The organism is Methanosarcina sp. MTP4 (assembly GCF_000970045.1).
Taxonomy (GTDB): domain Archaea; phylum Halobacteriota; class Methanosarcinia; order Methanosarcinales; family Methanosarcinaceae; genus MTP4.
This window is the reverse complement of the sequence record NZ_CP009505.1, coordinates 2,397,366-2,417,357: the sequence shown is the minus strand read 5'-3', so window position 1 is coordinate 2,417,357 and position 19,992 is coordinate 2,397,366. Positions and strand designations below refer to the sequence as shown.

The window sequence follows — 19,992 nt, the reverse complement described above, 5'->3', positions numbered from 1 at the left end:
CACTTCAGGAATTCATCAATTAAAAATATGATCTGTTTAATGTAAAATAAGAAGAAAAAGGTGTCTATTTTCACCCTCTTTTTTTGATTTTTGACATTGATAAGACACTTTGAGAACCAACCAGAAAAACCTAAACCCCACCAAAAAATCGAATTCAACATTCCTTCAAATCCGAAACCGGATAAAAACCCCACATTTAATCGAATTTGATATGATAATTTTGTTGTTTGGGAATACAGTTAAGTGAGGATGGACGAATGATATTAATATTGATAACTCTATTCTTAGTTTTTGTTTATTTAGGCAACCCTGAGAATTCACCCACCAGTTTCATTAAACAAGATGTCTTCATCGCTCCATTCTTTTGAAATCTATTTCACATAAAGATTTTACACTTTTATGTATTGATTCAACCTCTTCATTTTTTATTAAATTATTATGGACCAAATAATTCAACAATCCAACTATCCCACAAGTTGGTTTCTCCATACGTTCCAAATAGGTTCTAAGAAGCAAATCTTCTGTCATACAAAGACAATCATTATCCAGAGATAGAGAAACAAAAGAGATATCTTTTTTACTTAGTTTTTTTTCTGAAAATATCTTCTTCGTAGCAAGAATAGATATTTCGCTGGACCTTAAACCCTCGATCCATCCATCTTGGAAAATCTTGAGGGTTTTTTTGGCTTGCCACCAAGGATGGCCTTCTCCATAAGTATTATTAATGAGTTCCTTTTCAAGTTCCTTTGTAATATATACGTGATTAAATGCCAGTTTTAATAAATCTTGTTTATCAATTGTGATCAGTATACCTAATATTGTGTCATCCAAAAGTACATTTTTCTTCACCACGGATGGTATATTTAACTGATCTATTTTTTCATCGGATAAACCTAAATATTCCGATACTTTGTAATTATTTATGTGGTTCAACAAATCAATTGTTTCTTTATTTAGAATCTCAGCTACTTTTGATATTGTCATACTTCCATTTTCGTAGTTCTCTATTATGCGCTGCGAAATAACAGCCTGATGTTCCATGCAAGTGATGAATTCTTCGGCTTTTACGAATCTTGTATACTCAAAATCTGGATTTAACTCTGATACTTTTATCATTTTTTCTGTTGCTTCATCTACTTTGCCTAATTTAAGTAAACAATTTCCCCAAACAAAGTATACATGTTCATTTTTTGGTTCAAGAATAGATGCTTTTTTAGCAAGTTCCAAAGCTTTTTCATACGAACCATTTCTTAAATAAATATTTGCTAAAGATAAATGCGCTGGAGTGAATGCAGGCTTACATTGAATAATATCATTTAGAATTGCAACAGCTTTTTCATCTTCATTCAATCGTATCAAAGCATCTGTATAAATTAGTTTCAATTCTAAATCATCAGGAAACTTGCTTGAAGCAGATTCTAATTCGAGCTTAGCTGACAAGGTATCATGTGCTTCTAAAAGAGAAATACATAGCAGTCTGTAAGTTTCTAAATCATTATAACCTGCATCTAAAGCTTTTCTCGAAAAATCAGCAGACATTTTGTAATCCTTTGCTGAATAATAAAGTGTGGCAAGATTATACAGATCAATACCCCTAATATCGGTTTCAACCAATTTTTCAGCATATTTTATAGCATGTTCATGCATTCCACAGTCAATGTACAAATTTATCAAACCTATTGTTGGTTCACGTGCCCCACCACTACTCTTTATTGATTCTTTAAAGTGAATAGCTGCTTGCTCGTAATCATTAATTTTATGATTCAACCTACCTTTAATGTAATTGTATTCCCAAAGATTTTGAGGGACATCACTAATTCTATTCAAAACATCAATAGCTTTTTCAAAATCCCCCCTAATTTCAGCAACTTTTGCTAAGTCTATGTGCAAATGTGGGTTTGTTGGCTTTTGCTTAATTAACTCATCGAATAATGCTTCAGCTTCATCTAGCTTGTTTGCAGCGGCATATGCACCTGCAAGATTAGCTTTCACGACAAAGAGTTCATCACCAGTAATATCATCGTTTTCAATAAGAGGTTGATAGTATTCTATTACTTTACCACAATTTTGATTTTTTGCGTAAGCTTCACCAAGCTTAATATAAACATCAGCACAATCTAATCCCGAATCTAAAGCCTTATTTAAAAAATCAATTGACATATCTATTTCGTTTTTAGCCAGATATGCACATCCTAGATTCACGTATATTTCAGAGTTTAAGTGGTAATTACCCTGTGAATCATTTAAATCTCTTGCTTTTTCCAAAACTTTTATTGCTTCTTCGATATAATCCTGATTTACATATTCTTCTGATTCATAACTGACAAAAACCTCCCCATAAGGAGAAGAAGCTTTCAAATAAAGTATGCCTAAAGCGTTATGATATGAAGAATCTTCAGGTTCGATGCCTATAGCTTCCAAACCTAATTTGATTGCATTGTCATAATCACCTTCAAAAGAATGAACATGACTCATGCAGTAAATTGGATAAGCATCATTAGGATTAAGTACAGAAGCCTCTCTTAATTTCCTAAGACCTTCTTTCGTATTCCCTCTTTCAGATTCTAGTAAACCCAAAGTACACATTGCCAAAACGTTGTTCTGGTCTAATTCAAGTGCTTTTTTTGCGTAAGTTTCAGCTCTTTCTGGGGTTTCAATTCTCAGAAGAGATGCAAGATCCGCTAACACAATAGGATTTTCGGGGTCTACAAGTTCAGCTTCAAGGATTAATTTTTTTGCTTTGCCAAAATTTCCCTTTTTATGATGGCAGACCGCCTCTCCAACAATTACCTTAACAAATAAACGATCTGATGGACTATATTCTAATTTAGATTTTGCTTTATCGTAGAATTCTAGAGCTTTTTTATATTCCTTTTTTTTAGTACAAAATTTTGCAAATTCTATTAACTCATTAATCCTGTCTTCTACAGCTTCTGTATGAACATATTGTGTTATATTTCCAACAATAACATCACTCGAATGAGCATTAACAATAACGTCCCTTCCAGCTGTAATCCCATTTCCACCTTTTATGTCTACATTTTTGTGGATATCTTCCTTGTGGACCTCTTCCCCCATGAAACACCCTTCCAAAATTATGATAAAATTAGGTTAATTCCTAATGTAGTAGCTATTTTAGCTGCAAGATTGAGAATTCCTGTATCTTCAATTTTTCTTTTAGTTTCCTCGATAACTTCAATAGCAGATTCAAATCTATCAACAATCTTAGATAACATGGGTTCTTCCCTTTTAGCCTCTTTAATCGCTGCACTTATGTCGCCTTCGATAATTTGTTTATCCTCAGTCGAAATATCTGATCTTGAAATTGCTTCCTTGAAGGCAAGTAAATCATCCCCTAGCTTTTCAAAATCTAGTGATGGTATTGTTTGACTCTGCGTAATATTTGATCCTATTGCAATCAAGCCGTCTTTATTACTAACACTAACATCTCCGCCTGCAGTTATTCCGGTACCACCATTAATATTTTTACAAGAATCATTTTCATTTACCATTGCAAACATCTTCTAAAATATAATTTGATTATATGAGTGTTAAGATGTTAGTATGTTGAAAACATAGTTCATAACTTTATCGTATGTACTAAGAAAACCTGATGATGGAAATAATCATATGGACACAAGTGTCAATAAAAAAGAAGTTCTTAATCAAAAAGTGCAACAGATACTATTGCTTTAGCTGAAACTTGAGGTCGTATAAAAAACATTATTTAATAAAAAAATATTTCAAATCTTAACTCGGGCAAATTAGGGAATAAGTATTGAATATGGACATCGTATTCCAAGCCAAGAGATATCTTACAATTATCATCCTGAATGATTATATGACCCTAAGTAGTGAAAGTGAAAAAAAGTAGGGCTATATATATTAGAGATGGCTGATTCTGGAAATTTATGATTAAGATATACTTATTCCCTAAAAATGACGGAGTTAAGGTTCAATAATACTCTACTCAAAGTGTATGACGAAAAGAAGTCATTATCCCTCACTCCAAACCTCAACCCCTTCTTCTTTTTCTTCACTCCCAAACCTCCGGTACTCCCACCACAACAACCCAACCGCCAGCCCGAACGCCATAAAATCCGAAATCGGAAACGCTGCCCAGACCCCGTTCAACCCGTAAAACTTCGGCAGCACCAGCACAAGCGGGAGCAGAAAAAGCAACTGCCTTGCCAGTGAAAGGATGAAAGCGGGCTTTGGCATCCCGAGCGCCTGGAAAACGGTGGTCCCGATGACCTGGAAGCTTATGAAGGGCAGGACCAGCACGACGATCCTCATGGCATTGGTCCCGACAGCCGCCAGTTCGGCATCAGGGCTGAAGATGGAGAGGATCTGCTCAGGGAAAAGGAAGAAAAGCAGGAAACCTGCCAGGGAAAGGAGGGTGCTCAGTTTCAGGGCGACCTTCACGGACTCGACCACCCGCGAAAACTGTTTTGCCCCGTAATTGTAGCCTATGATCGGCTGCAAGCCAAAAGATATTCCGAGCATGGGGAGGAAGATGAACATGATCAGGCGGTGGATGATCCCGAAAGCGGCGATCGAGACGTCCCCTCCGTAAGTCCCAAGGGCGTTGTTTACGAAAATCATCATGACGCTGTTGGAGGCTTCGATAATCAGGGGACTTATCCCGATGGCAAGCATTTCCCTGCTTATTCCGGGGTCGGTTTTAAGCATCCTGATTTTGAAGGGCACGGAGCCTTTGCCTGCAAGGAAATAACGCAGCAAAAAAGTCATGGACACAAACTGGGCTATCACGGTTGCAATCGCAGCTCCCTTTACTCCCATCCCGAAACCGAAAATGAAGACCGGGTCAAGGAGGATGTTCAGGCCGGCGCCGAGGAGCATTCCAAACATGGCGTAGCGGGCATTGCCCTCAGCCCTCACCAGGTCTTCGGCAGCAATTCCAAGAGTAAAAACGACCGAGCCTGCCAGGGTTATTTCAAGGTAGTCCCTGGCATAGGGCATGATCCCCTCGGTTGCCCCGAAGAGTTCCAGCAGAGGGTCAAGGAAGTACAGCCCGACTGCCGTGTAGGCAAGCCCCAGGAAAATGGCAAGGGAAAAGGCGGTCCCGAGAGTTTTTTCGGCTTTATTGAGCTCTTTTGCCCCGAGCGCCCTGGAAATTACGGACGCACCTCCTACCCCTAGCCCGATTCCGATTCCCAGAGCCAGCATCTGGATAGGAAAAGCAATCGCAAGCCCGCCGATGCCCTGGACGCTTTCTTCGCCAAGGGCCTGTCCGACGAAGACCGTGTCCACTATATTATACAGGGCGTAGACGAGCATCCCGAGGATTGAGGGAGCCGAGAGCTTGAAGAGGAGGCTGCTTATTTTTTCCGTGCCCAGGAATTTGCTTCGTTCGTGTATACTTGTAATCTCCTGTTATCAGTGCTGTTATCAGTGAATTGCGACCATTTTAAATGAAAATTTACAGGGACTCCCCTAAGCAGGAAAGTATAAAGCCATTTCGTAATTAAATAAAGATAAAAAGTGAAGGAGATGAAAGAGAGATAAATGAAAGCCATTAAAGCCCTCACCTTTGGGGAAATCCTCTTCGACATCATCAATGGCTCAGCTCACCTCGGCGGCGCTCCCTTAAATCTTGCCGCCCACCTCGCAAAACTGGGAGAAACGAGGGGAGCAAAAACGGAAGCAAAAACGGGAACAAAAACCGCCGTGATTTCAGCCGTAGGGAAAGATGAACTGGGGACCGAACTCCTGAACAAAGCGAAGCAACTCGGAATTGATACCTCATACATCTTTGTCGATGAAAGAAGGCCCACCGGAACCGTTTCTGTAGAACTGAATGACGAGGGAATTCCAAACTTCAAGATTCACGAAAACGTAGCCTGGGACGCAATCAAGCTTGACTCCGAAAAAACGGATGTCCTTGTTGCAGAAGAATGGGACGTTTTCTGCTTCGGGACCCTTGCCCAGCGCTCGGAAGTAAACATAAAAACGCTTTGGCGGCTGCTTCCGGTAATCAGGGCAAAGCACCTCTTCTATGATGTAAACCTGAGGCCCGGTTTCTACGAAAAAGAGTGGATCGAAACTTCCCTGGCATTTGCTGATATCGTGAAAATGAACTCGGAGGAAGCCACCATAATTTCCGGGCTGCTTTTTAATAAAAACCATGCCGGTAAGGAACTCTGCAGCCTGCTGGTTGAAAAATACCCCGGTATCACACTCATCTGTATAACTAAAGGAGCCGGGGGAGCAGCGGTTTTCCATAATGAAAACAATTGCGGTGACTATGAAGAAATCAAAACAACATCCATAGAAGTAGCCGACACCGTAGGAGCAGGGGATGCTTTTTCCGCAGGTTTCCTTTATGCTTACTTTTTGGGCTGCAACGTTTCGGATGCTGCTTCATTTGCCTGCGTCATCGGGACTTACGTAGCATCAAAACCCGGTTCAGTGCCCGAATATTCGAATGAAATAATCGAGAAACTGGGAGGGATCAAGCATTAAAAAGATCGAAACCCAGAGCAACCATTGATTTCTCAACCCCGACAGCAGCCCACGCTAAGCTTAGCTTTGCGGCCTTTACCAAGTTAAAAAAGAAAGAAGAAGGGGCAAAGAAAAAAATTAACTTTAGGGACCCAGGACACAATTCCATAATCCAGTGATTTTCATTATTTCTTTCACTGAATCACGACTTTCCTCAAAACTAAATGCATCAGTATGTTAACTTCATCTTTTAGTTCCACCTTGAGTTCAATTTTTTTAAATTTTCAAATAATTATCATATATAGATTAAATTTATCCGAGAGATAAATCGATACGCTCCGCTATTTTGATAAGAAATTTTTATCTTAGAATCGTTCACTATACCTTGAAAGGTGTAAATGTTCTAAATAACTCCAAAAGTGATTTGTCTGGTTTTGTTATCATTCCCGCTCTTTTCATCTTAGCGAGTTTAATCTGGTTTTCAATTCCAGTATCAGTTCTAAACTGCTTTTTGCTATCTGTTTTAAGACTTTTTGAAAAATAGCTTTCTATTGGATTGTTCGTTGCTGGAGATCCAGGAAGATAATGAAACACAGTAAGATTTAACCAATGACTATTGATCATCCACAGTCGTTTTTGGATACCTTCATCGTATGTTCTTATATTTCTCATCAAATCTTCAAAATTTGTTCTTGCCTTTTCAAGGCAATGATGTGTGAGATTTTCTTTTTTTCTTCGCCTTTCAAGTTTTAATCCATGTCTATACTTATTAAATTGCTTTTTTGCCGTTTTAATCCATTCTACGTACTGTTTTTCGTCACCGCTTAAATTAAGTTCCTCAGGTAGAAGTTTTTCCAGAAAATCGATCTCCTTTTCTCGATTATAAAATATGTTCAACATTTTATATTTCAATAATTCCTGCTCAATAGACGTTTTCCGTGGAAAATCATGAACTATAAGCTTGTTTAAGTGCATCAAACAATACTGATGTACTAACTTATCTCCAAAAACTTCCTTTAAAACTCCAGGATAAGTATTGTCAAAATCCGTAACTATGAACACAGGTTTAGAAGTATCCAGATGCTTTTTAAGGAAATTTTTGATTGTTTCTGAATTTTTATCATCAAAAAGCTCATCAGCTAATGGTCTTTGAGTTTTTGCATCAAGTAAGGTTAAACGATATTTTTGACAACGTCCTTCCTTTGGATGCTGTTCGTCATAGTGTACCATGTATACATATTCTACATTTGGAACCTTCTCTTGATCCATATTTTTGTTGAATTCTCTGAGAATAGTGCTTTTTGATCTTGGATATATGAAATCCATAATGGAAGAAATTCCTTTATGTGAGACATTATGATATCTGAGTAGTTGAAAAAAATCGTTAAATGAATCAAAAAGAACAGACTTAATCTCTTCCCAGAAACTACGATTTTCTTCAAGTGTGCAGTTACAATTTGAACACTTATATTTGCCGATTTTGACGTCTCCAAGCCCTTTTTTGGTGTATGTGTTGTAACCATTATGAACCATAGGAATGTTGCATTTAGGACATGATGGAGAAGTCTTTTTACGAAAAATTCCTTCTGCAGTATATTCATAATCGTTGTCATAATTGCCAAAAATGTCCAAAAGAGTAGGAAGCTCAGAAAAGTTATTAAGGTTAAGGTATATTGTCACCATGTTTTTGCCGTAACATCATTACATAATCAACTAATTATAAATTTTATGTAATGGTGTTACACTTACTTTTATCACTGGATTTTGGAACTGAGTCGGACCCAGCATATTCTCACGCCAGAAATCCGAACTTCGTACCTGAAATTATTTTCCCCTTTCTTCACAGTTACATCAACATCTTTTGAAATCACTTATTCTAATGGGTCTTTTTCATCATTTTACAACAGCAAAGGCCGCTCGCCTGAGGCGAGCGTGGTGAGCATGGGGTCTGAAACTCGGTGGTTGCCATGTTTCAGATTTATTTGAAAAATTTTGACCGTGATACTGTAATATAGGATCACTCAGAAATATTTACACTAAAGGTTACAATATTAGTTTTTTTTTGTTCAGGAGGGGCTAATTCATGAATGATTCAACGGAAAGCACGGGAAAAGAAGAATCAGCTGAAAGGGAAGTAAAAAAGGAAGCTGCTGAGATGGGGGAAGCAAAAGAAAGAGGGGAGAGGGAAGAGAAGAAGCTTGGGAAGAAAAAAGTGAGAGTGAAAGTCAGGGGAATAGAAGCGAAAGAGGAATTGAAGAGCCTTGAAGAGTACAGCAGCCAGTTAAAAGACCTGGACCCCGAACTGATCACCCCTGAAGACGAAACCGTCCTGAAAAGAGCTTTCAGGCGTGCAAAGGAGGAACTCGGCCCCGAAGACCTGGTCAACTGGTTCACCCGGTATTCCGAGCCCTTCTACCGCTCAGCTTCCTGGAGATTGCTCTCCCCGATGTACGAACAGGTCCTGGATATTGCCGAAGAGAAGCTCGGGCCCGAGCACCCGGTAACGGCAGCAGCCCTGAACGGCCTTGCGGGGATATACAGGTATCTGGGAAAGTATGAGGAAGCTCTTCCCCTCTACACCCGGGCTCTCACCATCCGGGAAAAGGAACCCGGGCCGGATAGCCTTGAGACCGGAAACACCCTCTGTGACCTTGCAGTCCTCTATTTTTTCATGGACAAAAAAGACAAAGCTCTCCCCCTCTATGAACGAGCCCTTGAAATCCATGAAAAAGTCTTCGAGCTCGAGCACCTCGAAAACCCCGAACACCCCGGGAACCTGGAAACTGTCAGGACCCTGAACAGGATGGCGTTTTTCTACAGGGCCACGGAAGAGCCTGAAAAAGCCGAAGAGCTTTATCGCCGGGCCCTAGATCACCTCGAAACACTCCGGAAAGCCTCCCCGGAAAACGTAAAATTCCAGGCCTACACTGCAGGCACCCTGAACAACCTGGGCGTCCTGCTCTCGGAGGAGATGGACCGGATGGACGAGGCAGAGGAAATCTACGGAAGAGCCCTTAAACTCCAGGAAATGTCCCTCAGCCCCGACCACCCCCAGGTAGCCCAGACCCTTAACAACCTGGGCCTGCTCTACTACAATACGGGCAGCCCTGAAAAAGCCCTCGCCCTCTACACCCGATCCCTGGAAATCTTCGAGAAGCTCGGAAAAACCGAGCACATGGGCTATGCCAACACCCTGAACAACCTGGCAGGCGTCTATGTCCGGAAGCGAAGGTGCAAAGAAGCCCTGGAACTCTACGAAAAGAGCCTTGCCATCCGGGAAAAGCTTCTTGGCGAAGAGCACCCCGAAGTTGCCAAGACCCTGAACAACCTTGCCGAACTCTACCGCCAGATGGGCGAACACAAAAAAGCCCTCCCCCTCTACACCCGAGCCCTCAAGATCACCGAAAAAACCCTTGGCTCCGAACACATGGACGTAGGCACAACTCTGAACAACCTCGCAGGCCTCCACGAAAGCATGGGCGAATACGAAACCGCAATCGAGATGTACGAGCGAGCGCTCGGGATCATTGAAAAGGAACTCGGGCTTGACCATCCCTATTTCAAGATCACGAGGAATAACCTGCTGGCGCTTTATGAGAAAATGGAGAGGGTCGAGCATGCGGAATGAAAGGGTTCTTGAGAAAAACTGAACCTCAAATCTTCGAGCCTTTTGAAGTTCCGAACTAAGAACGAAGCAACCGGAATAGCTGTCTTAAACCTGTTAAATATCAGCTTCGCTTAGAGAACCACACAGCAAACTTAGGGGAAATAGACTGAAATCAAGCACTGTCGAAATCAATCCAGTTCTATCGTCATTTTATCCCCGTCAATCGAATATCCGTACATATTTATTCCTTTGCCAGCGGGTCCTTTTGTCCTTGACCCGTCAAGGTTAAATTCCGAATGCCCGAGAGATGAGCACCTGAACACTTTTTTGTCATGTTCGTATGCAAGTGCCCTGCCCCTGTGTGCGCATTTGCTTGAGGCAACCACGTATTTGTCTTTTTCCGGCCTGGCAATGATTATCGAGTCTGGCAGGCTGTCATCCATTATGCTTGCCGCATTTCCCACGCTTTCCAGTTCAGGAACACGGTCTAAAGAAACCTCAATTTTATTCCCGTTTATCGAATAGGCACCTGAGCTTATTTCAGGTTCCTGGTTTACGTATTTTAAAGTAGCAGTTATCGATTGGAAAAATCCTTTGCTTTTCATATGACCACCGGATTTATAGATATATAGAATGAAGAAGCGGCAGAATCCCGAAGGATTCCATCGGTTCTTTTGACGCTGATTCTTCTTTTTTGCCTTGCTTGCTTATTCAGCGCTCAGTCTCTGCCTGGCAGCCTGCAGGGCTCCTCCGAGGGCTTTTGCAAGCTCGCAGTTTTCGGAGCACTTTGAGGGGCAGTTGCAGTACTTGGGTACATTTTCCATCATCCACTGGCTGAGGAAGCCAAAGGCTTTGAGTTCTTCTGCGCTGGCGTTCTGTACTTAGTTATTAATGTCTTCTAACTCCATAAATTATAACCAAACAGTGAAATGTTGTGTATATTTATATACTTGAGCGTCATAATTGTGTACAGGTTTCTATTTGTACAGAAAAATAACCTATCAGAACCTATCATAAATTGTTTTTGTTTTCGAGGTTGAGGAAAAAAATGGTATTTATTCGATTAATTTCATTTTTATAATAAAAATACTGTGGGCAGGTACAAAAGCAGATATCACAAGGCTACTGCAAGCAAATACGCCTGGAAAAACCTCAACTTTTTACCGTTAGCTCACTGTTAGTAAGATCATATAATGTTAGTGTCTGGTCTATATATTAGAACAATTAGCTAATAACTTAGATATTAATAACATTTTATGTTAAAAATAATATATACCTCGAGCTCCTAGTATAACTTGCGTTCTCATCTCTTTAACACCTTCTAGCAAACACCTACTCCACTAAAAACATCACAAGATAAAGAGATCAGAAAGAGAAACTCACACCCCCCGTGAGCCAAATCTCAATAACTCTTCCCAGAAAAAGGAAAATCTCTCCTTTCGGACCCCCCACATAAAAATCCGATCGGAATTTCCAGGTTTTTTCAGATGGGAACGCAAACTTTTCTTCCAAAAACGAAACAAGTCTCACTCACTCCTCATCAATAAAACACCCTCCACTTTTAATTTTTTCTTTTTTTCGTTTCAAGTTAAGGGATCTATTTGAGTAACACGATGCCGAAGATGCTGATTTTTTATTCAAGCGGAGCTGTCCTGAACCTGGTTTTCACCTGGCTTTCACCTGGCTTTCACCGAGCACAAGCTCGGGCCTTTTCCCTACCTGCTGCAAAGGCCTTCTTATGGTGGATACAGAACCGAAATTGGTGCGAAAAACAGGGTCGTACAGCCGTCGGGATAAATCTCAACTCTTTGCCGGCAGCTCACTGTTAGTAAGATCATATAATGTTAGTGTTTGGCCTAAATGTTAGAACAATTAGCTAAGAACTTAGATATGAATAACATTTTGTGTTAAAAATAATAAATACCTGGACGTCCTAGTATAACTTGCGTTCTCATCTCTTTAATATCTTCTAGCAAACACCTACTCCACTAAAAACATTACAATATAAAAAGATTAAAAAGAGAACCTCACACCCCCCCGTGAGCCAAATACCTCAATAACTCTCCCAGAAAATGGAATATCTCTCCGTTCGGACCCCCCACGAAAAACCCGATCGGAATTTCCAGGTTTTTTTAAGATGGGGACGCAAACTTTTCTTCCAAAAACGAAACGAGTCTCACTCACTCCTCATCAATAAAACACCCTCCACTTTTAATTTTTTATTTTTTTTCGGTTCAAGTTAAGGGATATATTTGAGTAAACCGGCGCCGAAGATGTTGATTTTTAATTCAAGCGAAGCTGCCGGAATAGCTGTCTTAAACCTGTTTTTCACCGAGCGCAAGCTCGGGCTTTTCCTTGTCTTAGACAAAGAAGACTTCTGATTTTTTGAATTGAAAGAATTCAGGTAGTGTAATATAATGCAAGTTCATAACATATTCACATATTGGAAATTTTAATCTAACCTGCATTTCTGGCGGTGGAAAAGATTGGCAGTTTGTCCTACACCTGTATCTGGCAAAGAAGATCGACCATTTGTTGACAGAGAAGAATTCATCGAAGCATTTGAAACTGCCTTTCAAAATATTGGCAACAAAAATTACAGCGTTCTGGTTTACTATGGGATAGGCGGAATCGGAAAGACCAGTTTGCGAAAAGAACTGCCAAAAAAGCTTGATGAACATAACGAACCAGATCAAAAAACAGGTATTATCTGGGCTACGGTTGATTTCAGTATAGAGTCCCACAGGCAAATGGATAAATTTCTTGGAATCCTGAAAAACGAATTGAATCAAAAATGTGGTGTCAAATTCCACTTATTCGATATCGCACATGCCGCCTACCGGCGAAAAGTTGATCCATATACTCCTCTTTCAAAGGATGGATACTCCGAAGACAGTATTGTAACAGATCTTCTTGATTCATTTGGCGGTTTTTTCTCAATAAATTACAGCAGCATAAAAAAGGTTGTAGAAAGAGCTCCTGACCATTTTAAGGAATGGTCATTAAAGAGAGAAAATGACATCGCTAGACTGCCAGATATGGAAGCACCGGATATTGTAAAAAAGCTTCCTGTATTTTTTGCACACGACCTGGCTGACTACCTACAAAAAACTTCAAAATCGACAGTTATCTTCATAGACAGTTATGAAGCTCTCTGGGAAAAGGAAAGAGGGCAGGGAAGTTATAATTCCCGAGATGAATGGATAAGGCAACTTATAGCAAACCTGCAAAAATTATCCCTTTGGGTAATATGCGGAAGGGAGAAACTCCGCTGGGAAGAAACCGATAAGGACTGGAATAATTATCTTGAACAATACAAACTAGAAAAACTCCCCCTGGAAGATGCCCTTGATTTTCTGAATCGCTGCGGAATTAAAGAAGAGGAGATTCAAAAGGTAATAATTGAAGGCAGCGAAGGCGTTCCTTATTACCTTGAACTTGCGGTTGACACATATACCGAAATCGCAAAGACCAGTTCTCCTAAACCTAGTGATTTTGGCACAACTCGAAGTGAAATCTTTGACAGATTTATGAAATACTTGGGTGTCCCGGAAAAAGAAACCCTGAAAGTTCTTTCAACTCCTCGGTTCTGGAATCAAGATATTTTCAAAGCATTAATCAATAATTTCAATACAGGCTATCCTCTCACAGCATTTTCGGAATTGAATAGATTCTCTTTTGTCCAGGAAACCGAAGGGAAACTCCAATTGCATCCACTCATGAGGGAGAGCCTGCAGGTTTACCAAGATCAAGATTTGAAAAAAGAAGTCCATAATTTCATGCTTGACTTTTACAGCAACAAGATAAAGGACCTCGACATAAAATCCATAAATCCAGAACACGAAACCGCCTTTACAGAAGCCTTCTACCATGCAAAAGAAACACTTGAAACTGAAGAATTATTTGAGTGGTTCATTAGATACGTGGATCCATTTGACAAAGCTGCATTCTGGCAACTTATTATTCCAATGTATGAAGAGTTACTCAAGATACTTGAAACAAAACAAGGTTCAGAAAACATTGAAGTTGCAACGACATTAAACAATCTCGCCACACTTTATCGTCACGTTGGGGAGTATAAAAAATCACTATCAATATATAAAAGAACTCTTGAAATAATCGAAAAGGTACAGGGGACACAAGACAAGTTTGTTGCAGCAACACAAAACAATCTTGCTACACTTTATTACCAGATGGGAGAATACGAAAAAGCACTACCTCTTCATAAACAAGCACTTGGAACTCTTGAAAAAGTGCTGGGATTAGAACATCCGGCTGTTGCACACACCCTAGACAATCTTGGTGTACTTTATTGTCAAACGGGAAAGTACGAAAAAGCACTACCACTTTATCAGCAGGCACTTGAAATTCAGGAAAAGGTACTTGGGCCACAACACTCTAATTTTGCAGAAACTTTAAACAATCTCGCTGCACTGTATCATCAGATAGGGGAGTACGAAAAAGCACTACCACTTTATCAGCAGGCACTCGAAATTCGTGAAAAGGTACTGGGGCAACAACACCCGTATGTTGCGACAATACTAAACAATCTAGCCGAACTCCATCGTCAGATGGGAGAGTATGAAAGAGCACTACCTCTATATAGTCGGTCACTTGAAATCAATGAAAAAGTACTGGGACCAGAACATCCAAATATTTCAATACTTTGTGATAATTTAGCACTGCTTTATATGGACAAAGGGATTTATGACCAAGCACTTTCACTGTATGAAAAATCTCTGAGCATAAGAATAGAAATTTTTGATGATAAACATCCTGATTTAGCTCGTTCATTCAATAATTTAGCAGAGTTATATGAAAGATTAGGAGAATATGAAAAGTCTATATCTCTTTTTGAAAAAGGGTTGGATATTAGTAAAAACATATTGGGTGAGGATCATATTGAAGTGGTCGTTGCTTCAAATGGCTTAGCAGGGCTTTATGCAAATCTCAAATATTATTCGGAAGCATTGTCGATCTATGAAAAGAATGCTAGGATATTAAAAAATACAGTCGGTAAAAAGAATCCACAATTTGCAATAACATTAAATGACCAAGCATTAGTTCATCAACAGATGGGAAATTGCAAGAAAGCATTTTCTTTATATAATGAAGCTCTCGAAATTCAAAAAGAAACGTTAGGATTAAACCATAAAGAAACAGCAACAACATTAAACAATCTTGCTGCACTTCATGCTAGCAGGGAAGAATACCAAGAAGCGCTCCCACTTTATAATCAGGCACTTGAAATTCGTGAGAAGGTACTGGGATTAGAACACCCTTTAGTTTCAATAACATTAAACAACCTAGCAGAACTTTATCGTCAAATGGGAAAGTACGAAAAAGCACTGCCACTTTATCATCGGGCACTTGAAATAATTGAAAAGGTACTGGGTAAAGAGCACCCAGACTTCGTGAGAACACTCAACAATCTCGCTACATTTTATCATCAGACGGGGGAATACGAAAAAGCTCTTCAACTTTACGAACAATCACTTGAGATTCGTGAAAAGATTTTGGGTCTGCAACATCCAGAAGTTGCAATATCTCTTGTCAATTTAGCAGATTTTTATGATAAAAATGGAAAGTATGATGAAGCTATTCATTCTTTCGAAAAAGCTCTTGATATTATCGAAAATACACTGGGTCCAGACCATCCTTTCTGTGGTCAAATTACATACAGGCTCATATCAATTTATGGAAAAATGTAAACATATTCTCATTGTATTCACGCCAACTTCGAAAAAGGCCGGTCAGCAAGCTGACCGGTGAGAGCCCCGGTACCCGAAAAGCAAATCGAAAACGGTTTCAAAGGGTACTGAATAAGGGAATAATCCCCCCTTTTTTAATACTTCCCCGTCATCTTCGCAATCGCCCTGTGGACCCCGTGTATGCTGAAGTCGCCTCCCAGGTACATCATGGGACAGTGCTCGGTCATGCATTCGAGGTCAAGGCTTTTGCAGGCATCAAGGGCTTTTTCGGTTTCGGTTTTCCAGTGGAACCAGATTTTTTTTACGCCTTTGCCTTTCAGGACAGGGATGAGGTCTGCAGGTTCGGTTTTTGTTATGCCGATCACGACGTGGTCGATGCCCATGGGCAGGCCTGATACGCTTATTAAAGAGCCGGGTTCAGGGGAGTCGGATAGATCCACGACGTAGACGTTTTTGCCCCGGTTTTTGAGTTCGGATATGGCCCATTTCATTGCGGGTTTTGTTTTGTCGGTGATGAATGCAAAAGTTTTGGCGTCCCAGTAGCTTTCTCGTTCTGATTTCTGTGGTTCCATCGTGAATTCCCCCTATTGATTCCTGGATAAATATTCGTCTTGTTTGTATAAAAATGATGATGTGCCGCTGAGCGATAAAAGAATGAGCTTTTGAGATATTTTTGGAAAGAGTTCGGAAAAGAGTTCCGGAAAGTGTTCTGGAACGAGTTCCGGAAAGTGTTCTGGAACGAGTTCCGGAAAAATCATTCCAGAGTATGCTGGATAACACCTTTTTTGGCAGCCTTGTAGGACTTTTCCGCAAGTTCCGTACTTCCCTTTATTTCTACAATTTCCATGTTGAAAGTGCGGGCAAAGTCCTGGACATTTTTATTGAAATCGGGGTCGTATGAAAGGCCGGTATCGAGTTTTACAACTCGTGAGTACCTCGGGTCCTTCAGGAAACTGTCGTCGAGATTCCGGGATTTCTTCCTTTCTTCTGCCATCTCTTTCCAGGCCGAAGCCCACATGGGCGTGAAGTAGAGGGCGCCAGTTCCCCGGCAGGAGTACATGGTTTCGTCGTAGGCGGCGTTTCCCCCGATGGCGGCGCTTATGCAGTCTGCCACGATTTCCCCGTTTCCGTCTTTCAGGCAGTAAACGGGACATTCAAATCCCGAAAAGTCCTCTTCCAGATTTTCAAAGGCTTCTCCGCAACTGCAGTAAAAGATGAGGATTCCGTCTGAGAACGAGGCTATCTCCCGGATCTTTCCGTAGACTTCGGACTTGAGGAGATCGAGATCGTCATGAAGCCCCAGCCTGAGCGGGTTTACGACCACCGTCACCCTGTGAGCCGCTTTGAGCTTCATCTTTTCGTGAATTATCCTGAAAAAAGGAAGCTTGATCAGGGGTTTTGCAAGCGACATGAAGCCGGAACCGGAGCCGGAACCAGAGCCTTGCCCTTTTCCCAGGAGAAAGGGGACCCTGTCCAGGGGTGCTGTTCTATACAGGCAGTTTTCGGACTTGAGTTTCCGGAGCAGCCCAAAACTATCCCTGCCTTCTACCACAATCAACTGCTCCAGTTCCCTATCACTCGAAAGGACATGGGTAAGTTCGTCCTCAAATATCCTGCAGGCGATAATACTCAGTAAGGGCATGTAAGAACCTCTTTGCGGCTGTTTTTCACTTTCTGCTTTCCGCTTTCCATTTTTAGTTTTTAGGCTATTATTTGATTTCCGCTTTCCGCTTTCAATTTTCCGGTTTTAGTTTTCCGGTTTTAGTTTTCCGGTTTTAGTTTTCCGGTTTTAGTTTTCCGGTTTTAGTTTTCCGGTTTTAGTTTTCCGGTTTTAGTTTTCCGGCTGTTTTTTGATTCCCGCTTTTTCCACCAATCTTTCCTTTTTAGTTTTTTCATTCCACCAGCAGAATCCCTACGCACACAGTTTTTTCAGGGTTGCAGAACTCAAGCTCGATACCTGCTTTTTCCATGACTTTCGGCAGGTTGATCCCCACGGCTCCCCTCCCCGGACCTGCTTGAGGTTCAGAGCTTCGGGTTTTTATGGGCTATGGGAAATGCTTATCGACTGCTGATTTTTTCAAAATGAAGTGCTAATGTTTTCGGTCTTTCTGGAACTGTTTTTGTAAATTTTGAAATTATGTGCCACAATTTATATATATTATAATATCGAACTATGGAATATATTTCATGCCAAATACAAAAATTCATACTAAGTCCGTGGCCTGCATATACCGTAGACTTCAAACATTATTGCGAAATTCGAACATTACTGTGGGGTCCAGGCATAGTAAATGAAGGTAATAAAATAACTAAAAATGAACTTTTTCCTGAAGATGGGACTGATTTTTTCCGAGTTACGGTAAAGAATTATTACCTGTTGATCTTTGTGGACTACATGGAAGTCTGTTTATGAGTGGAATAGACCGTGAAAGAGAATTATGGGATAAACTGAAGAATTCCTGGAATTCATTGCCTGAGATTATAAAATTGACTGGTTCTATTCTGGGTATAATTATTGCTTTTAATACCTTGCTTTCCCCCGCACCTATTGAAATCGATTCTTTTGATTCAAGTCCGGAACTTATTGAAGTTGGAGGAAATTCCACTTTAAGCTGGGGGGTTTCCGGGACTACGGATATAAGTATAGAGCCTGGTATTGGAATTGAAAACCCGGAGGGGACATTTGAGGTTTCTCCTACCGAAACCACCACCTATAAGCTTACAGCTTCGAATGATGACGATGAAAAAGTAGACTTTTGCACGGTTACGGTTGAAGAGGAAGCTCTGGTTATCAATTCCTTTGATGCGGAAACGGACCTTGTCGGGGAAGGAAATAGTCCCGTTTTAAAATGGGATGTCTCCGGAGCTAAGAACGTTACTATAGAACCAGATATCGGAAGCGTAGATCCCGTCGGGACAGTTTCCGTGTCCCCTGCTGAAACCACCACTTACCAGCTTAAAGCTTCGAGTGGGGACCAGGAAGAGATAGCTTCCTGTCTTATTTCAGTTGAAAATAAGTTGCCTTCCATCGATTCTTTCAATGCCGATTCGGACGTTATCGGGACAGGAAATAGTTCCAATTTAGTCTGGCAGGTTTCCAGTGCTGAAAAAGTTTTCATAGAACCCGACATCGGAACTGTAGGTTTAAATGGTAGCCAGCATGTGTTCCCCAATGAAACCACCGATTACACCCTGATAGCCACAAACGAAGCAGGAAGTGTCGAAGCTACCAAAGTCGTGTTTGTGGAAGGTTCTTCACCGTCTGGCTCAATTGTGGAAGGCTCCTCATCGTCGGGCTCAACTTCCTCTGACTCTTCATCGGATTCCACATCCTCAGGACTTTCATCCTCGGATTCCACTTCATCGGATTCCACATCTTCAGATTCCACATCTTCGGATTCCACATCTTCGGACTCTAATTCCTCGGATTCCACATCTTTAGATTCTACATCTTTAGATTCTACATCTTCGGACTCTAATTCCTCGGATTCCACTTCCTTGGATTCCTCGTCATCTAACTCAACTTCCTCTGAGTCAACTCAGTCGATCTCAATTCCAAAACAACTTTACCCTGCTGACGGAACGGTATTCAATCATTCCCCGCGACTGACAACACTTGAGTGGGAGGCTGTTCCGGATGCAGCGAGTTATGCGGTAGAGATCGATTACTACTCAAACGAAACCGGTACGTGGCTTTCGGACTTTAAAGAGCCCTGGATAGTCTCCGACATAAACGAAACTATCTACACCTTTGAATTCCCCGATGCAGAAAAGGGGCGGTGGCGCGTCTGGGCTGTTGACGCGGCGGACCAGGAAAGTGACAAAAGCGAGTGGTTGAATTTCAACTACGTTGTTTCTGCGGAAAACAGTTCAATGTCCTCTAATGATGCGTAAAAGGGTAGGTTAATGCCCCGGTTATCGAGCATTTGATGTGTATATTTCCGGACATTTGACGTATGTTATCGGGTATCTGATGTATGTTCTCAGGTATCTGACGTACGTTACAGGCTATTTAGTGTACTTGCGAGTAACTTACTTTACCATACACTAATTGATTAGTGGTAAAATCAGGAGTGACTTCCTGGCGGCTTATCAAAAACTTTGCTTTAAACCAGTAAAGCTTCAAATCAGTAAAATAAGTAACATTAACGGAGCCGGAATCAACCCGACATTAACCCGACATTAACCCGACATTAACCCGACATTAAC

General features: G+C 40.9%; 12 protein-coding genes. 5 read left to right on the top strand and 7 right to left on the bottom strand.

The features are described from left to right. Nucleotides 1–348 precede the first annotated feature (348 nt). From MSMTP_RS10030 to MSMTP_RS10020, 3 genes are all read right to left on the bottom strand, one after another. Nucleotides 349–3,078 (bottom strand): tetratricopeptide repeat protein, encoded by a 2,730-nt coding sequence (locus tag MSMTP_RS10030; RefSeq protein WP_048178925.1) that lies wholly within the window; start codon nucleotides 3,076–3,078, stop codon nucleotides 349–351. 17 nt (nucleotides 3,079–3,095) lie between these two features. Next, entirely contained in the window at nucleotides 3,096–3,512 is a 417-nt protein-coding gene (locus tag MSMTP_RS10025; protein WP_048178924.1) for a hypothetical protein, read from the bottom strand. A 484-nt stretch (nucleotides 3,513–3,996) separates the two neighbouring features. Then, entirely contained in the window at nucleotides 3,997–5,382 is a 1,386-nt protein-coding gene (locus MSMTP_RS10020; protein WP_369799635.1) for an MATE family efflux transporter, read from the bottom strand. Between the two features lie 147 nt (nucleotides 5,383–5,529). Here MSMTP_RS10020 and MSMTP_RS10015 point away from each other — a divergent pair, with 147 nt between their 5' ends. Then, a complete protein-coding gene (locus MSMTP_RS10015; protein WP_048178920.1) occupies nucleotides 5,530–6,486 on the top strand; it encodes a carbohydrate kinase in 957 nt (318 codons plus the stop codon). A gap of 357 nt (nucleotides 6,487–6,843) precedes the next feature. Here the strand turns inward: MSMTP_RS10015 and MSMTP_RS10010 are convergent, their stop codons facing one another. Further along, a complete protein-coding gene (locus tag MSMTP_RS10010) occupies nucleotides 6,844–8,148 on the bottom strand; it encodes an ISNCY family transposase (RefSeq protein ID WP_048177293.1) in 1,305 nt (434 codons plus the stop codon). A 400-nt stretch (nucleotides 8,149–8,548) separates the two neighbouring features. Between MSMTP_RS10010 and MSMTP_RS10005 the strand changes: the two genes are divergently transcribed. After that, nucleotides 8,549–10,093: a tetratricopeptide repeat protein gene (locus MSMTP_RS10005; protein ID WP_082090577.1), complete on the top strand. Its 1,545-nt coding sequence runs from the start codon at nucleotides 8,549–8,551 to the stop codon at nucleotides 10,091–10,093. Nucleotides 10,094–10,260: 167 nt separating this feature from the next. Here MSMTP_RS10005 and MSMTP_RS10000 read toward each other — a convergent pair whose 3' ends face one another. Beyond that, nucleotides 10,261–10,677 (bottom strand): ubiquinol-cytochrome c reductase iron-sulfur subunit, encoded by a 417-nt coding sequence (locus tag MSMTP_RS10000; protein ID WP_048178918.1) that lies wholly within the window; start codon nucleotides 10,675–10,677, stop codon nucleotides 10,261–10,263. Nucleotides 10,678–12,324: 1,647 nt separating this feature from the next. Between MSMTP_RS10000 and MSMTP_RS20200 the strand changes: the two genes are divergently transcribed. Beyond that, the gene (locus MSMTP_RS20200) at nucleotides 12,325–12,453 is read left to right on the top strand and encodes a hypothetical protein (RefSeq protein ID WP_255350968.1); all 129 of its coding nucleotides are present in this window, start codon (nucleotides 12,325–12,327) and stop codon (nucleotides 12,451–12,453) included. Nucleotides 12,454–12,558: 105 nt separating this feature from the next. Then, nucleotides 12,559–15,783: a tetratricopeptide repeat protein gene (locus MSMTP_RS18010; protein WP_052718366.1), complete on the top strand. Its 3,225-nt coding sequence runs from the start codon at nucleotides 12,559–12,561 to the stop codon at nucleotides 15,781–15,783. A 134-nt stretch (nucleotides 15,784–15,917) separates the two neighbouring features. On the opposite strand, the gene MSMTP_RS09985 is transcribed toward MSMTP_RS18010, so the two are convergent. Together MSMTP_RS09985 and MSMTP_RS09980 are read right to left on the bottom strand one after the other, a co-directional pair. Then, nucleotides 15,918–16,355, bottom strand: coding sequence for a CoA-binding protein (locus tag MSMTP_RS09985; RefSeq protein WP_048178917.1), 438 nt, complete (start codon nucleotides 16,353–16,355; stop codon nucleotides 15,918–15,920). Nucleotides 16,356–16,537: 182 nt separating this feature from the next. Beyond that, a complete protein-coding gene (locus MSMTP_RS09980) occupies nucleotides 16,538–17,425 on the bottom strand; it encodes a DUF1638 domain-containing protein (protein WP_048178915.1) in 888 nt (295 codons plus the stop codon). A 767-nt stretch (nucleotides 17,426–18,192) separates the two neighbouring features. Between MSMTP_RS09980 and MSMTP_RS19260 the strand changes: the two genes are divergently transcribed. Further along, on the top strand, nucleotides 18,193–19,677 hold the full coding sequence (locus tag MSMTP_RS19260; RefSeq protein ID WP_052718365.1) for a hypothetical protein: 1,485 nt from the start codon (nucleotides 18,193–18,195) through the stop codon (nucleotides 19,675–19,677). Nucleotides 19,678–19,992 lie beyond the last annotated feature (315 nt).

Coding starts and splice junctions, on each gene's coding strand:
- MSMTP_RS10010 (WP_048177293.1), bottom strand. CDS start 8,148: ATGGTGACAATATACCTTAACCTTAATAACTTTTCTGAGCTTCCTACT.
- MSMTP_RS10000 (WP_048178918.1), bottom strand. CDS start 10,677: ATGAAAAGCAAAGGATTTTTCCAATCGATAACTGCTACTTTAAAATAC.
- MSMTP_RS10030 (WP_048178925.1), bottom strand. CDS start 3,078: ATGGGGGAAGAGGTCCACAAGGAAGATATCCACAAAAATGTAGACATA.
- MSMTP_RS10015 (WP_048178920.1), top strand. CDS start 5,530: ATGAAAGCCATTAAAGCCCTCACCTTTGGGGAAATCCTCTTCGACATC.
- MSMTP_RS10005 (WP_082090577.1), top strand. CDS start 8,549: ATGAATGATTCAACGGAAAGCACGGGAAAAGAAGAATCAGCTGAAAGG.
- MSMTP_RS09980 (WP_048178915.1), bottom strand. CDS start 17,425: ATGCCCTTACTGAGTATTATCGCCTGCAGGATATTTGAGGACGAACTT.
- MSMTP_RS09985 (WP_048178917.1), bottom strand. CDS start 16,355: ATGGAACCACAGAAATCAGAACGAGAAAGCTACTGGGACGCCAAAACT.
- MSMTP_RS10025 (WP_048178924.1), bottom strand. CDS start 3,512: ATGGTAAATGAAAATGATTCTTGTAAAAATATTAATGGTGGTACCGGA.
- MSMTP_RS19260 (WP_052718365.1), top strand. CDS start 18,193: ATGAGTGGAATAGACCGTGAAAGAGAATTATGGGATAAACTGAAGAAT.